The organism is Psychromonas sp. SR45-3, from assembly GCF_014163575.1.
Taxonomy (GTDB): Bacteria; Pseudomonadota; Gammaproteobacteria; order Enterobacterales; family Psychromonadaceae; genus Psychromonas; species Psychromonas arctica.
This window is the reverse complement of record NZ_JACJDP010000042.1, coordinates 1-13,069: the sequence shown is the minus strand read 5'-3', so window position 1 is coordinate 13,069 and position 13,069 is coordinate 1. Positions and strand designations below refer to the sequence as shown.

The following is a 13,069-nucleotide window of genomic DNA, read 5'->3' as shown; positions in this document are numbered from 1 at the left end:
CTATTTATCAATGAGTTAACGTGTTTAATTGTTAGCCTCTAAACATTAATTTTTTAGCACAAGGATTAAGGACTAGATATGACAGAATCATTTAAATACTCAGGCGGTAAAGGCAAAGGTGGAGAGCTTCATCAATCAAATACTGGTGATTCCCCCACAATGACCACAAGCCAAGGTTGCCCAATCAGTGATGATCAAAACTCTTTAAAAACTGGAGCAAATGGTCCCGTCTTGATGGAAGATCATGTATTAAGAGAAAAACTGTTTCATTTCGATCATGAAAGAATCCCAGAGCGAGTTGTACATGCAAGAGGATATGGTGCGCATGGTTACTTTGAAACCTACGAATCATTATCTGACATTACCAGCGCAGATATCTTTCAGCGAAAAGGTGAAAAAACACCGTTATTTACAAGAATTTCAACGGTAGCAGGTAACAAAGGTTCGGGCGATTTGGCTCGTGATGTACGAGGTTTTGCTGTTAAGTTTTATACTAAAAAAGGCAATTGGGATCTTGTAGGTAATAACATTCCTGTCTTCTTCATTCAAGATGCAATGAAATTTCCCGATTTGGTACATTCTGCAAAAGCAGAACCTGACAGAGGTTTTCCTCAAGCGCAAACAGCACATGATAATTTCTGGGACTTTGTCAGCCTAACACCAGAAGCAATGAATATGGTGATGTGGACCATGTCTGATCGTGCGATCCCTCGTTCATTACGTTTTATGGAAGGTTTTGGTGTGCATACCTTTAAATTGATTAATGCTAAAGGTGAAGAAAAATTTGTTAAGTTTCATTGGAAACCTAAACTAGGCATGCAATCAGTGGTTTGGAATGAAGCACTCAAAATAAACGGTGCAGATCCTGATTTTCATCGAAGAGATATTTGGGAGTCGATCCAAGCGGGTGATTTTCCTGAATGGGAGTTAGGCCTACAAGTGTTCGACCAACAATTTGCTGACGATTTTGAGTTTGATATTTTCGACCCGACTAAACTTATTCCTGAAGAACAAGTACCGGTTAAAATTGTTGGCCGTATGGTACTTGATCGCGTTGTCGATAACTTTTTTGCTGAAACTGAACAGGTCGCATTTTGTACCCAGAACATAGTGCCAGGTATTGATTTTACGCCTGATCCTTTATTACAAGGGCGTAATTTTTCTTATTTAGATACTCAAACTAAACGACTTGGTGGTCCCAACTTTACTGATATTCCGATTAATGCACCAAAATGTCCAATGCATCATTTTCAACAAGATGGACACATGACGATGAAAAATCCAAAGGGTCGTGTTAACTATGAACCTAACTCTTGGGATGCAGATGAAAATAATCCTCGCGCTTGTCCTGAACAAGGTTTTAAAAGTAGTTCAGAGCAAATGATGGGTGATAAAACACGCTATCGTTCTGAAACCTTCTCAGATCATTATAGCCAAGCTCGCCAGTTCTATCTCAGCCAAACAGACGTCGAGCAGGAACACATTCAATCTGCACTAGTGTTTGAGTTATCCAAAGTCGAAAAATTAGCAATCCGGGAACGTTTAGTATCACACCTCATCAATATCGATAAAAAGTTAGCTGAAAAAGTCGCAGCAGGCTTAGGTTTAGAAACCATGCCAGAAGCCGCTGAAGCAGCAAAAGCAACGCGTACCGATTTACCTGTATCAGACGCATTGAGTATATTAAAAAATTCAGTTAACACTTTCAAAGGTAGAAAATTGGGTATATTAATATCGGAAGGTTTTGACGGTGCATTATTTAAATCCGTTACTGATGCATTAGCCGATGAAGGTGCTAGATACGAAGTTATTGCAGCAGAAATAGGCGGTGCTGCTTGTTCTAAAGGTAATCACGTTAAAGCGCAGCAAGCTATCGCTGGTGGTCCATCTGTATTATACGATGCAGTATTAGTGCTAGTGAGTAATGATGGAGCTGACTATTTTGCCAAAGTGCCCGAAGCTAAAGATTTTATCAGTGATGCTTACGCCCACAAAAAATTCATTGGTTATACTCCGCAAGCACAATCTTTACTTAAAACCGTGGGGTTAGATAATGTAGAAGATAATGGGATGATTAACTTAGATGATAAAGCAGCTGATTCATTTATTAAAACACTTCGATCATTACGTTTCTGGAAACGATAAATCAAACATGCAGGTATATCAATAAAAGTACGGTAAATGAATAATAAACGACCGTTAACTCGGTCGTTCTGTCTCGACCAAAGGGGAAAATGATGTCTCATCAACATGGTAAACAAATTAAAAATGACCGCGTTTACGAAGCCTTGATTAACCAAGGAAACAGTAAAGAAAAATCGGCCCTCATCGCTAATGCGCAAGCAAATCCAGAGATGCACCCAGCTAAAAAAGGCGGGAAAGCGCAGCCATATGAAAACTGGAATAAAGCTGAATTGTATAAACGAGCACAAACATTAACCATTAATGGCCGTTCTAACATGAATAAAGAAGAATTAATTGAAGCATTAAGAGCCCATTAGTTAATCGCTCCATGATGTTATTCATCATGCATATTAATGATAGTTTTAAACAAATTATATAAACAATAAAAATAGATCACACAATCCTTTCCATCTTATCAAGTACAATATTGGAGCATAAAACTATGTCAGCATATCAAGGTAGTTTAGGTGTTAATAAAATAGACAACGGTTACCAATTTTCAGTGTGGGCCCCCCATGCTAAGTCAGTTTCTTTAGTTGGTGACTTTAATGATTGGGACGAAGACCGAAATGCAATGCAACAAGCAGATAACGGGATTTGGTGGGTCGATATTTCAACGGCTTCTAATCAAGATGAGTATAAATTTTGTATTGAATCTGCAGATAATAAAAAGAACAAAAAAAATGATCCTCGCGCTAGAAAAATGACTAACAGTGTGGGTAATTCAATCATATACGATGATGATTTTAATTGGAAAATAAGCGACTTTGAGTTACCTCCTGTCCATCAAAGAATCATTTACGAAATGCATATTGGCACCTTTAATCAAATATCAGACGAACGTGGTACCTTTAATTCTGCAATCGAAAGACTGGATGATTTAGTTGAATTAGGTGTCAATGTATTAGAAATAATGCCTGTCAATGAATTCGCTGGCGATATTAGTTGGGGATATAATCCAGCATCCCCCTTTGCTGTTGAAGAAGCCTACGGTGGTCCCGATGGCTTAAAACAATTTATAGATGCAGCACATGAGCGAGGTATTGGTGTCATTTTAGATGTTGTTTATAACCATTTTGGACCGAGTGATTTGGATATATGGCAATTCGATGGTTGGAGCGAAAACGATAAAGGGGGCATTTACTTTTACAATGACCAAAGAAGTTCAACACCTTGGGGCGAGACCCGACCTGATTACGGTCGCATCGAAGTGCGCGACTACATCAAGGACAATGCATTGATGTGGTTAAGAGAGTTTAAAGCCGATGGGTTGAGATTAGATATGTTGCCCTTTATGCGCTGTATTTCTGGGGCAGATAACGGACAAGATGATATTCCAGAAGCCTACGAGCTTATCCAGGATATCAATTCAACCATCAAACATAATTTTCCTAATAAAATCTGTATAGCGGAAGATTTACACAAGCATGATTTCATCACTGATGCAGTAGAACAAGGTGGTTGTGGTTTTACATCACAGTGGGATGCGGAATTTGTACACCCAATACGAGCAGCGTTAACTCACCCGACCGCTGAAGACATAGACCTTGATAAAGTAGTAGGCGCCCTGCTGCATAGTTACAGCGGTAACATTTATTCACGTGTTATATATACAGAATCACATGATGAAGTTGCTAACGGGCAGGCTAGAATAGTAGAAGAAGTTGCACCCGGTAACGTTGACGATGATTTTTTTGCACGCCAAAAAGGAATTCTTGCAGCAACGTTAGTCTTTTCGACGGCGGGTGTCCCGATGCTATTTCAAGGTCAGGAGATGAAAGAAAGTGGTTGGTTTGATGATAATGAAGCACTTAATTGGCACAAAAAAGATCAATTTAATGAATATTATGCAGCCTTCCAACAATTAATTGCATTACGTAAAAATAATCAGGGTAACTCGGCAGGTTTAACCGGTGACCAAACACAAATTATACACCGTGATGACGAGCATAAGATTATTGGATTCAGCCGTTCAAATGGGGTTGCTGATGAAAAAATTAATGTTTACCTCAATCTATCTGATGTTGAAATAGATGAATATGCATTAAGTGAACTAAACGAAGAGGCAACATGTTTATTTGCGTGGTCTGATGGCATAGTGACTGATCAAGTTAGGGTAAATAATGGCACAGTCAAAATACCTAAATACAGTGTGTTCATTTTTTCTAATTAGATAAAGAAAGCAAGCTGGACAGCCATAAATATTTACAAAATATATTACTAATCAATAACGAGTCGTCAAAGTTTATGGGTGTCCGCTACTTTTCTACTTTTTTCTGCTACTTTGCGATAACTATAGATTTTTAGCAATTAACTCCGCTTTTAGTAATCCACCTTTAGTTAGTAATTTAGGAGAAAATTTTGGATTTCTTTTGGATTTAAATGAGTCAAGTATCAACTTAAGTCCATGAGCCTCCAATAATGAGATATTAACCTCAGTATCCATTTCAGCAGATTCGATAAAATCATCAGAAAAACTAGGGGCTATGATCAATACCTGTGCAACTCGTTTCCCTTGATTTTCAGCCCTTGCAACATAAGCTTTGACTTGTCTTGAAGTCGTGGAGTACTTCGCGAAATCTCCATTTTTGCAAGTTTTAGCCTCTCCAATTATGATGTCATTATCACTTAAAGAGATAATAATATCGGCCTTATCTTTGGCCGTGTTCAAGCTTTTCCGAAGATCTTCATCAATGTTTAATTCTAAAATTTCAAATATTGCTTTAGTAACTTCTTCAAATTTAATACCAATTTCGCTTTCTATTACATCTGCGCCAACTTCTTTAAGAGCATTAATATCCCTTCGAGCGAGTGCATCATAATTTTCAATTAACTTGTCAGTTGCATTAGCAAAACTTTCTAGTATAGCTAAGCGAGGATTACCACGTTTAGCTAATCCAATTGCGTCTCTTACATCTCTAATTTCATCATTTGAAAGTAAATATAAAATATCATGAGGTGTGATACTTAAAGCTCTTAATTTTTCAGTATCTACAGTTTCATTAGGCTCAAGCTCGAAAGCTCCTTTAAGAACTTCAATCATACTCGGAAAGTGTTCTTCTAATGTTTTTAAGAGTTGCTTGAAACCGCTTGCACTCAAAGAATCAAACTCTTTATCCGTGGCACTCGATAAAGATGTGAGAATTAAACTAATTCTTTCATCTAATGTTGTGCCTAATTTATCAACATCAATTTCAAGATCATTGATTAATTGTTTAAGACGGTCTTTTCTATGATTTTGGTTATCGTCGACGTTATGCATATCATCGGAGAGTAGTTTTGCAGCGCGAATTCCAGAGTGAATAATCGTATAAATTTTGTCTATACGACTAACCCCCCTAATTTTTCTACCGTGGGCTTTGAGGATATTTGAGAGCTCAGCGTCTGTTAATGTTCTCAAAACTCTAAGAATGTATTTATCAGCTAAATATTTACCTTGAATTTCATTTAATAATGTAACTATTTCATCAGGTATAAAAACCTCTTGTCTTTTTCTACTTATAAATAGCAATCCCATATCTCTAAGGCCATTTAAAGCATCTAAAACACCATTTTGTGGAATGACATCAACAAGATGTTCAATAGCAGCACTTTCATCAGTAGTTAAACTTAATTCCTCTGCAAGTACATTTAATATACTTCTTTCATCATCTGTAACTTTGGCATCTCTATTACTTTTTTCATCATTAAAGTATGCCTCTTTCATACATGCATGATAAATTTTTAATGCTCGGTTTCTTTCAAATAAGCTTCCATCGCTACCTTCTTTTATCGAATTTTGTAATTCATTAGATAGTTTTGTTAATTCTTTCCATTCCTTTGCATACAGAGCTTCTATCCAACTTATTCTCGCTACACAATTACCATCTCTGCTCAAAATATTTATAAGTAAATTTAATTGTGCTGAACTCATCATTATCTGTTCTTTTAGAGAATCTTTAAAGAACTCTCTAACGGTACTGAATAATTGAGTTATTTCACTGCCAGATGCATTCTTTATTTGTCCATCTATATTCTCTATTGTTTTTGCTAACTTTTTATTGTTTTTAGCTGCATCTGTACACATTCGATCTAAGCATGAGATAAATTTAGACTTTTCAACTTGATTAACGATTGATAATACTTGATTGAGTTTCATTACATATCCCTTTGCTTAATTATTAAGTTAACCTATCAGTAAAAATTAATGAAAACAACACATTAAGTTAACAATGAATATATTTTAATTTGATAATGAAAGGGATATCTATTTATTCAAAAATAATTACATTTGGTTAAAGATATAAAAATATTTAGGTAAGGCATTGGACAATTGAACAGGAACAAACCGGACAGGTAAACACTTTTACAAAAAAATATTACTAATCAATAAAGAGTCGTCAAAGTTTATGGGTGTCCGCTACTTTTTGTTATTATATAACATTGTAAAATAACCAATGATTTACTCTATATTGATAATATGCTTTAAATGCAGAATGGATATAGCCATTATTTACAGTCGTTTTCTCATTTATTAAGACCTCTAATATGCCCATAATTCAATAAGGCCACAAAAATGCTTCCGCCAATCGCATTACCTAATAAAGCTAATAAGATAACCGGTGTAATCGTCATTAATGTAATCTCAGGAGACATTAGATAACCAATAAATAATTCTACAGATCCAGCAATAGAATGATGAAGACCACCAATACCGATAAGAAATGTAGCAATATAAATACAAAGAATTTGACTGGAAGTTGAGTGTGTAGAAAGAATTGTCCAAGCACCAATAGCCATTAACCACCCTGCTAATACAGCACTAATGAGTAAACTAGTTGAGTCATACTGTAAAACATGCTCAGCAACTAATAAATATCCCTCTTTAGCATGAATAACAGGTTCGGCAGCATTCAATAAAACTGAAATGGTAAAACCACCGGTCAGATTACCTAGAATAACAATGACCCAAAGTTTTAATGCACCTGCAATATCTGTAGTTCCATCGAGTAAAGGATAAACAGCTGTGGCGGTGTGTTCAGTGAAAAGCTGTGTTCGGCTTAATATGCATAAAACAAAGCCAAGAGGATAAACTAACGCCATAAATACACGATTAATACCTTCCGTACTACCCGCAATACTGGTTATCACCGCGACAGCTAATACTGTAAACCCGATGATCATGCCCGCAGCAACTGAGGATAATAGCAAACCTAAAATAGGCCTCTCTATTTGGCTTTTGCCCTCATGTATTGCAAGTTGTAATATATCGTCAGCGTGCCTGAAGGTACCGTCAATACGTTTTACAATGACTTCTTTATAGTGTTCAGCTTCTATTTTTCGTTCTTTGCCTCTTTCACTATTGCCTTGTTCAATATTATGCTTTTCAATACGTTTTTTAATCTTATCGATATGATGAGTATCACGTTGGTGTGTGGTGTTTTTTTTATTGAGTATCGTTTTATTTGTCATCATTTTACTCTTTTATATTTAAAATAAATAAAAGTTACATTAACAAGAAAAATAACCTAAAGAAGAATAGTAAAGAAGTTAATAAAAGATTGGCAGTCAAAGATGTTGACATTAAGCATCCCTTTTACGCATTAATGAACACGTATTAGCTGAATATCGTTTAAAAATTAATATCTTATTTACGATGTTTTTTAGAAATACTCTTTACAAAAAACAGACATAAAGTATTGTAATTATATGTAAATGAATGGTTTCTCTTTAGTAAATTGGGTTTGTGAAGGGGCAATAGCATCCTTGCCCCTTCAGTTACATGTCAATCAACGTTTCTATAATAGTCATTCAATCTTTATTACATATTACACAACGTCATTTGACATTTAATGGTACCAATTATGCTATAGCTACTTTTATGCTGTAGCTACTTTTTCAGCATTAATACCTTCTAGGATATCTTTAATTTTATCTTTGTTATCGCTGTTGTATTGCACACCGATAAGTATAGAACCTTTCTCGATAGCATTTTCGTAAAACTTAACTTCGTGCTCAGGAATAAATGCACCGATAACAGCACCTAAACTACCGCCTACTGCAGCGCCAGCGCCACCCGCTGCAAATGCTGCAACTAATGGACCTGCAACGAGTAAACCTGCACCGCCTGTTGCAACTGCACCAACAGTTGTAAATCCTGCGATAACTGCTGCTAATATACCTGTAGATGCAGCACCTACCATGCCACCTTCAGCGGCTTTTGTACCTTCATCTACAGCAAAATCATCTATAGAATATGAGTCATTAGCTATTACACTTATGTCATCTTGTTTAACACCAATTGCTTCTAATCTATGAATTGCAGCACTTGCTTTTGATGAATTTTCGAATAATCCAGTAATTACTTTGCTCATAATGAAACCTCTTGTTAGTTAAAAAACTAGCTAATTTATTAACTTAGCTACAGTGGTGTGAGCAATCACTGTGCCAGCATGACCCCCCATGCTTTGAGATATTAAAATAATTATAATTATCAGCAACTTATGTTTAACCCCTTATTATTAGAAATCAATATTTTTGTTGTATTGCTTCATTGGTAAAATAGGTTTACGTGTAAGCTTTACATGAATTATTATAATTATTACACGCTCTATGTTAGTTAAACTGACTCTATAAATTATTAATTTGTTTTAGTAACTTTTACTGTCTTTAGATAACTTACAAATTAACAGATAATTAATAAACAAACCGCGCACAACAGACCGGTCAGGCAAAAACTTTTATAGAAAAAATATCCTTAATCAATAACGAATACATGATAATAAAGCGATTGATTAAAGATATTTACATTGTTTAAAACCTTAATATTTTCATATTTGATGCGCTAGGCTGAGTGTTATACATGCTTAATATTAGCGAGTGCTAATGAGGATATGTTGAAAATTTAGAAATTATGATAGTAATAAATTAATGAGTTGGTCGTCGTAATTGGTTTTTACTGGCTATCCCACATTTAGCGGTATGTTCAGCGAACCAAGCTAACTCGTCTAAAGAGGCCACAGCCCGCTGATAATCCTTTCCGAACGACTGGTTAGTGGATTGGCGAGACTGAGTCATAACAACGACCTCTTAGCATGTAAAACGACATCATTAAAAGATAGAACTGAAAATGTCACTTATCGTACGTCAATGTCCGACTTAATTGCCTTGTTATATTTTTTATACCATAATCTAATATATATTGGTATTAACTAAAAGGGTTTTAACAATGGCTAAAAATACTAGCGTGACTTTAGGTGATCATTTTGATCAGTTCATAAGCCAACAACTTCGCTCTGGTCGCTATGGTTCAGCAAGCGAAGTACTAAGAGCCGGCTTGCGAGTATTAGAAGACCAAGAGAGCAAGTTACAGAATTTACGTAATATGCTAATTCAAGGTGAGCAAAGTGGCACCGTTGACTATAGTTATGACTCGTTACTCGCTGAACTTGATAAAGATAGTAACTAATGAACAAATTCGTATTATCAGCTAAAGCGAAGTCAGATTTAATTAAAATAGCAAAGTACACCCAGTTAACATGGGGACAAGCACAGCGAAATAACTATTTAAAATTACTAGATAACTCATTTCAATTATTAGCAGATGAGCCCAAGCTAGGAATTAACTGTAATTACATTAGAGAAGGTTATAGTAAGTACCCTCAATCTAGCCATGTAATTTACTACAAAGAGCATAAAGCAGATCAAATACTAATTGTTCGAATTTTACATAAAAGCATGGATGTTAACCGTGCTCAATGAAAAAACGCCTCATTAAGACCAAAAATTAGGGTCTCAGGTCCTGACCCCATTCTTTACATGCAGGGTGGTGTGAGACTGGAGGTTATATACCTCCAGCTACCTGATTAGCTTTTGCATAAGTTAAATTTAAAGCATGCATCTTGGTGGTAATTAAAATTCACATCAAAACATATTCCATGCAATATTACTTGATATTCACCTTCCTTTGCCCCTCGTGTGTTAATAACGAACTCTCTATTGACACAAGATACTTCGCCTTCTTCACATGGGGCTATTGTTCCAAAGCAAATTGGACCAATAGGCACTGCTTGCACTGATGGTGTACCATCAGGCAGATTAGCCACCACATTGCCACCGCTATCGGTTATTTCAATTCTGCTAATATTAAAATTATTAAAGCCAATGTTGGAATAACAGTTGCAAATGGATATGCATAGTATTTCAAAGTCATCGGTCTCTAAGCAGTCGCAATCACTATCTCCCCATGAAATAGAGATACATGGTTTTACCTCTGGCGCTGGTACTGTTGTACAGCCATCACCGCAATTACATATTGCTTTTTCTATTAACTTTTCATACAGCTCTGGTGAAGGGAAGCCTCCTGTCTCTGCATACCCCCCAGTAGACGAGCATAAATTCACGTAATCAGCCCATACAATTGTTGGGGATAAACCTGTAACGCCACTACCATTTCCGATTTTATGTGCAAAAACAGTGACATTATGAGAAGTTGCTTCTGTTATTGCACGAGCGACAACATAATCATTTGAAGCCTCTGTGCTGTAGTGTCCCTCTAAAGTGGTGTCACTGATATATAAAATAGACCTGCAGGCTCCAGGCCGCCAATCATAATATTTCGCAATATCTGCAATTGCATCAGCACCCTCCTCACCTGGATAATGTCCAGTCGGCTCATTAAGGTCTTGAAAGTAAACAGCCCCTGCATTCTGAGGTAAAGATTCTAGATACTTTTGGTGTGATTGAGTAAAATTTATCGGATTTCCCAGAGGAGATGTGCCACTGGAGCCTCCTTTCGGCCCGTCAACCCAGAACCAATTATCTCGAATATTTGGTTTACATGTCTCTTTCGCACGCTTAAATCCAGCTATTACTGCTTCGTCAATACCTGATAACCGCGGTGTCATTGTACTGCTTGAATCTATTAACAAGACAAGATCAACATCACCTTTGCTAGATAATTCACCAGAAGGAAAGCAACCGCAACCAGATTCTTTCTCGTTACATGATTTCAGAACATTAACTTTGGCATCACAAGATTTTGCTAAAATTTCATTAATACTTTGATTTTCTGCTTTGCATTTTTTGTTCATTTCGTTCTCCTTTGATTGCTATACCTTTTTGAAAGCTAGCGAAGCTGTAGAATTTTTCATTCTCAGCCGAATTGTATTTATAAAAATACATTCAGCAACATTTAGTTGATGTTAATGTGATTTATTTAGTTTTCAATAGTTGAATGGTTAAACTGAGTTGTAAAGGCGTTTATGAGGCTAATTAGGCTGTGTTGTTGAGGCTAAAGGTTTGCGCTTGGCTTAATGTAAACTATTCCTTAACTTCTCGCCGTTATAAGGAACAGTATGAAAAAAGCAATACATTTACGACTGAGTATTAACTTTATCTTGGCCACGTAGCAAGCAAAGATCAGGACATCCTGACACAGCAAAGATCAGGACATCCAAACTTTATAACTGTAATTTACATAGAAAAAATATATGCACATAGACATTCGCAATTAAACTCCCAGTTTAATCTCACAAACAGAGAAAGAAATGAAGTCTCGCTTTAAATAAAGGGGAGTTTATTGATTTTAAATCGTGAAAAAAATTAGTGAGGCACTAATTAAATGATATGAAGTAAGTAGAGTGAGTAGTCAGTTGTATATTCGTCTTAATTTGTTTTTCCCTGAAATCCATTGCTTACCTGTATGCTCTGCAAAAAGGGCTAATTCCTCTAATGAGCCAATGGCTCCGTGGTAATCTTTGCCAAAGTCGTTAGCTAGGGTAAACCATGTTTCAGTATCTAGACCTAGTGTTGTGAGTAAGGCAGGTACCTTTCCAGAGACAGCCCCGCGCTTATCTTCTCGAATAACACGACCAGTCCAATCAACCAATTCAAGATAATCAATCAATGAAAAACAAATGCCGAATGGATTCTGTTGGTGCTCTGCACCAATGAATTTAACCAGTGGTTTACTACAATGTTCCTGTTTATTTTCAGCATGATGTGACTTGCAATGTATCCGTTCAAATATTGAGGTGTATTCTGATTCCTCAACACTTGCTGACATCTTCGCACGAATGGGATTCAAATCGACATAGGCCATACACGTCAATAGTGCTTTTTCATCAAGTAAGGCTTGAGATTTGAAGCGTCCCTCCCAGAATCGCCCTTTGCAGTTATCTTCTTTGTTGGCTTTACGCGCAATAAACTCATTTAAACAACGCATAAACCACGAAATGCTTGATAAACGTCTTCGCCACTCTGCAATGATAGAAAGCGCCATCTCTTTTTGCGCATCAGAACTTAATTCACCTTTTTGCCAACGCGCAACGATAGGCGATAATGAATATATCGTCGACCAACGTTCACAAATTTCATTATTGGTGAGATTAGCTAATTCACTTTCATTGACATATAAAACAAGATGATAATGATTCGACATGATGGCATAAGCACCAATCTCAATTGAAAAAACATCGGTTAAATAACGTACCCTGTCAATCATCCACTTCCTACGATGTTCAAAGCTCTGCCCTGTATATCGATCATTACCACACAGGAAAGCACGTCGAACACAACGAGAAATACAGTGGTAATAAGGAGTATCTGAAAGTGATATTAAAGAATCTCGTGATTGAGTCATGTAACCTCCAAAGCACAAAAACAACTGGTTATTTAACCATAGGTCAATATCACTATTCAGTCAAAAAGATATGGATGTCCTGATCTTTCCCTTTAAAGAATCTCGTGATTGAGTCATGTAACCTCCAAAGCACAAAAACAACTGGTTATTTAACCATAGGTCAATATCACTATTCAGTCAAAAAGATATGGATGTCCTGATCTTTCCCTGTCCTGATCTTTCCCTGATCTTTCCTGATCTTTTTCTGAACTTTTTGCTGATCTT

11 protein-coding genes are annotated in these 13,069 nt (G+C 36.4%); 5 read left to right on the top strand and 6 right to left on the bottom strand.

What is annotated here, in order from left to right; all coding sequences use genetic code 11:
- Positions 1-78 precede the first annotated feature (78 nt).
- From H5084_RS16545 to H5084_RS16535, 3 genes are all read left to right on the top strand, one after another.
- Positions 79-2,145 (top strand): catalase, encoded by a 2,067-nt coding sequence (locus H5084_RS16545; RefSeq protein ID WP_182691625.1) that lies wholly within the window; start codon positions 79-81, stop codon positions 2,143-2,145.
- Positions 2,146-2,237: 92 nt separating this feature from the next.
- Positions 2,238-2,501, top strand: a complete 264-nt coding sequence (locus H5084_RS16540) for a Rho termination factor (protein WP_182691623.1) — start codon at positions 2,238-2,240, stop codon at positions 2,499-2,501.
- Between the two features lie 125 nt (positions 2,502-2,626).
- Positions 2,627-4,357, top strand: a complete 1,731-nt coding sequence (locus H5084_RS16535; RefSeq protein ID WP_182691621.1) for an alpha-amylase family glycosyl hydrolase — start codon at positions 2,627-2,629, stop codon at positions 4,355-4,357.
- Positions 4,358-4,477: 120 nt separating this feature from the next.
- Here the strand turns inward: H5084_RS16535 and H5084_RS16530 are convergent, their stop codons facing one another.
- The 4 genes from H5084_RS16530 to H5084_RS16515 all read right to left on the bottom strand — a co-directional run bounded on the left by H5084_RS16530 (position 4,478) and on the right by H5084_RS16515 (position 9,240).
- The gene (locus H5084_RS16530) at positions 4,478-6,322 is read right to left on the bottom strand and encodes a hypothetical protein (RefSeq protein WP_182691619.1); all 1,845 of its coding nucleotides are present in this window, start codon (positions 6,320-6,322) and stop codon (positions 4,478-4,480) included.
- A gap of 368 nt (positions 6,323-6,690) precedes the next feature.
- On the bottom strand, positions 6,691-7,638 hold the full coding sequence (locus H5084_RS16525) for a formate/nitrite transporter family protein (protein ID WP_259396869.1): 948 nt from the start codon (positions 7,636-7,638) through the stop codon (positions 6,691-6,693).
- A gap of 404 nt (positions 7,639-8,042) precedes the next feature.
- Positions 8,043-8,537 carry a general stress protein gene (locus H5084_RS16520; protein WP_182691617.1) on the bottom strand — a complete coding sequence of 165 codons (495 nt, stop codon included), beginning with the start codon at positions 8,535-8,537 and terminating at the stop codon, positions 8,043-8,045.
- A gap of 553 nt (positions 8,538-9,090) precedes the next feature.
- Positions 9,091-9,240 carry a hypothetical protein gene (locus H5084_RS16515; protein ID WP_182691615.1) on the bottom strand — a complete coding sequence of 50 codons (150 nt, stop codon included), beginning with the start codon at positions 9,238-9,240 and terminating at the stop codon, positions 9,091-9,093.
- 151 nt (positions 9,241-9,391) lie between these two features.
- Here H5084_RS16515 and H5084_RS16510 point away from each other — a divergent pair, with 151 nt between their 5' ends.
- Positions 9,392-9,631 carry a type II toxin-antitoxin system ParD family antitoxin gene (locus H5084_RS16510; RefSeq protein WP_182691613.1) on the top strand — a complete coding sequence of 80 codons (240 nt, stop codon included), beginning with the start codon at positions 9,392-9,394 and terminating at the stop codon, positions 9,629-9,631.
- A complete protein-coding gene (locus H5084_RS16505; protein ID WP_182691611.1) occupies positions 9,631-9,924 on the top strand; it encodes a type II toxin-antitoxin system RelE/ParE family toxin in 294 nt (97 codons plus the stop codon). The genes H5084_RS16510 and H5084_RS16505 overlap by 1 nt, the downstream gene beginning before the upstream one ends.
- Positions 9,925-10,028: 104 nt before the next feature.
- On the opposite strand, the gene H5084_RS16500 is transcribed toward H5084_RS16505, so the two are convergent.
- Both H5084_RS16500 and H5084_RS16495 read right to left on the bottom strand, forming a co-directional pair.
- On the bottom strand, positions 10,029-11,255 hold the full coding sequence (locus tag H5084_RS16500; protein ID WP_182691609.1) for a hypothetical protein: 1,227 nt from the start codon (positions 11,253-11,255) through the stop codon (positions 10,029-10,031).
- Between the two features lie 557 nt (positions 11,256-11,812).
- Positions 11,813-12,805, bottom strand: coding sequence for a transposase (locus H5084_RS16495; RefSeq protein WP_182691607.1), 993 nt, complete (start codon positions 12,803-12,805; stop codon positions 11,813-11,815).
- Positions 12,806-13,069: the final 264 nt, after the last annotated feature.

What these genes read in the sequence shown, in the direction of transcription:
- H5084_RS16545 (WP_182691625.1), top strand. Translation starts at nt 79, where the DNA reads ATGACAGAATCATTTAAATACTCAGGCGGTAAAGGCAAAGGTGGAGAG.
- H5084_RS16540 (WP_182691623.1), top strand. Translation starts at nt 2,238, where the DNA reads ATGTCTCATCAACATGGTAAACAAATTAAAAATGACCGCGTTTACGAA.
- H5084_RS16535 (WP_182691621.1), top strand. Translation starts at nt 2,627, where the DNA reads ATGTCAGCATATCAAGGTAGTTTAGGTGTTAATAAAATAGACAACGGT.
- H5084_RS16530 (WP_182691619.1), bottom strand. Translation starts at nt 6,322, where the DNA reads ATGAAACTCAATCAAGTATTATCAATCGTTAATCAAGTTGAAAAGTCT.
- H5084_RS16525 (WP_259396869.1), bottom strand. Translation starts at nt 7,638, where the DNA reads ATGATGACAAATAAAACGATACTCAATAAAAAAAACACCACACACCAA.
- H5084_RS16520 (WP_182691617.1), bottom strand. Translation starts at nt 8,537, where the DNA reads ATGAGCAAAGTAATTACTGGATTATTCGAAAATTCATCAAAAGCAAGT.
- H5084_RS16515 (WP_182691615.1), bottom strand. Translation starts at nt 9,240, where the DNA reads ATGACTCAGTCTCGCCAATCCACTAACCAGTCGTTCGGAAAGGATTAT.
- H5084_RS16510 (WP_182691613.1), top strand. Translation starts at nt 9,392, where the DNA reads ATGGCTAAAAATACTAGCGTGACTTTAGGTGATCATTTTGATCAGTTC.
- H5084_RS16505 (WP_182691611.1), top strand. Translation starts at nt 9,631, where the DNA reads ATGAACAAATTCGTATTATCAGCTAAAGCGAAGTCAGATTTAATTAAA.
- H5084_RS16500 (WP_182691609.1), bottom strand. Translation starts at nt 11,255, where the DNA reads ATGAACAAAAAATGCAAAGCAGAAAATCAAAGTATTAATGAAATTTTA.
- H5084_RS16495 (WP_182691607.1), bottom strand. Translation starts at nt 12,805, where the DNA reads ATGACTCAATCACGAGATTCTTTAATATCACTTTCAGATACTCCTTAT.